This is a genomic window from Mucilaginibacter calamicampi (genome assembly GCF_042676765.1).
Classification (GTDB): Bacteria; Bacteroidota; Bacteroidia; order Sphingobacteriales; family Sphingobacteriaceae; genus Mucilaginibacter; species Mucilaginibacter calamicampi.
Genome location: NZ_JBHTHU010000015.1, coordinates 1 through 1,698, shown reverse-complemented (window position 1 = coordinate 1,698; position 1,698 = coordinate 1). Strand labels below are relative to the sequence as shown.

Below are 1,698 nucleotides of genomic sequence, written 5' to 3'. Positions count from 1 at the left end.
GGAAAGACCCCATCAAGGAATCAATGGTAAAAAACCTATCGATATGGTAACCCTAAACAACCAAAAATAAACCGCTATTCTGTTACCGAATTATCTGACCTTTACAGCAATGACAACTTCTATTTAGGCTGTGATTAGTAAATACCGTTATTTACCCACCCGCTGCTCCACCTGCAGCATATTGCCCCAGGGGCAGCGCACCCTGATAATCAGCCTGCCATTTGTTTTTCGCGCTTCACCCTCTTGTTTGGCACCGCCGCGTACTATGTTTTTAACAAAAGTAGTAGCGTCTTTTACTTCAAAAGCAACATAGCTTACACCGAAGCCCAGTTTAGTGTAGTCGCGCAAATCTCCGGTAGTTAAAAACTCCATAGCCATGTTACGGCCGGGATCGCCAACATAGGGTATGCGGTAATTGCTTACCGGACGCACAGAATCAGCAGGGTCTTTAGACCATGGGATGGTGAGCCCCATAAACTCAACGTACCATAAAGCGGCCTCTTTATTGTTACTCATATTTAGCGCCAAATGTTCAAAGCGTGGCCATCCGGGTGTGCGTTTATAGTATGGCCGCACGCGGCTAATCAGCTGGATCATTAATCCGTTCGGATCGCGCATATCTATTACTGCATCGCCAATGGCATTTAGGCGGGAGTCAGTATTATATTTGCCGCCTGCCTTTAAAATGTTGTTTTCCCATTTGTGTATATCGTCTGTTTCAATGGCGATATGGCAGGCATTGAAGGATATATCGCTGTAATTATTTTTCTGCGCCGGTTCTGCAAAAAATTTGATGCGGAAGTTCTTACCGGCATCGCTTACATAAGCATCGCCACCATCCATCGCCACTAAAAAACCAAGCGTATTATGGTACCATTGGGCGGCTGCCTTTACATTAGGCACGTTAAAAGCAACGTATTTAAGTGCAATGTTTTGGGCTGATGCGCTTAAGCAAAGCACTGTCAGAAAAAATAGCGTTATATATCTCATCTAATGGTTAGTAGTAATTGAATCTGTTTCGAAGTTAAAATTTGTATTTTATAATTCAGATATATCTACATTTGGCATACACGCTAACGCACTATCAAAATGAAAAAGTTGTTTTCTCTTTTACTTGTTTGCGCAACATTGACCTCTGTGGCGCAGGTTAAACCCATTACCGCCGCCGATCTGGATTACCGTAAAGACGGCAATGGCAGCTATCTGCTGGTATTAAAACGGGGCCAGCCCCTTATTGCCAGTCTTAATGCCTTCATAGCTAAAGAAAAATTGCCGGGAGCAAGCATAACCGGCCTGGGCGCTGTAGAAAATGCAGAGATAGCGTATTATGACCTTGCCAAAAAGAAATATAAATATCAAAAGTTTGTCCCTTCAATGGAGGTGCTTTCGCTTAACGGCAACCTGGGTACTTTTGAAGGCTTGCCCATTGTACACGCGCATGTTGCCCTTGCCGACTCTAATTATGTGGTGCGTGGCGGCCATGTTAAAGAGGCCGTGGTATCATTGATACTTGAAATAACCATAGTGCCCACCACCAAACCCATAACCCGCGAGTGGAACAAAGAGTTTAACGAACTGCGTACGATGACGAAAGTTAAAGAGGAGTAACGCCCACTTTGTCATTGCTGTAAGGGTTTAGTAATTCGATGACAGAATAGCGGTTTATTTTTGGTTGTTTAGGGTTACCATATCGATAGG

Annotated in this window: 2 protein-coding genes; one reads left to right on the top strand and one right to left on the bottom strand. The window is 43.9% G+C overall.

The features are described 5' to 3' along the window. Positions 1 to 147 precede the first annotated feature (147 nt). Entirely contained in the window at positions 148 to 990 is an 843-nt protein-coding gene (locus ACFQZS_RS13300) for a VOC family protein (RefSeq protein WP_377101009.1), read from the bottom strand. Between the two features lie 99 nt (positions 991 to 1,089). On the opposite strand from ACFQZS_RS13300, the gene ACFQZS_RS13295 reads away from it, so the two are divergent. Then, positions 1,090 to 1,608 (top strand): PPC domain-containing DNA-binding protein, encoded by a 519-nt coding sequence (locus ACFQZS_RS13295; protein WP_377101008.1) that lies wholly within the window; start codon positions 1,090 to 1,092, stop codon positions 1,606 to 1,608. Positions 1,609 to 1,698: the final 90 nt, after the last annotated feature.

What these genes read in the sequence shown, in the direction of transcription:
- ACFQZS_RS13295 (WP_377101008.1), top strand. Translation starts at nt 1,090, where the DNA reads ATGAAAAAGTTGTTTTCTCTTTTACTTGTTTGCGCAACATTGACCTCT.
- ACFQZS_RS13300 (WP_377101009.1), bottom strand. Translation starts at nt 990, where the DNA reads ATGAGATATATAACGCTATTTTTTCTGACAGTGCTTTGCTTAAGCGCA.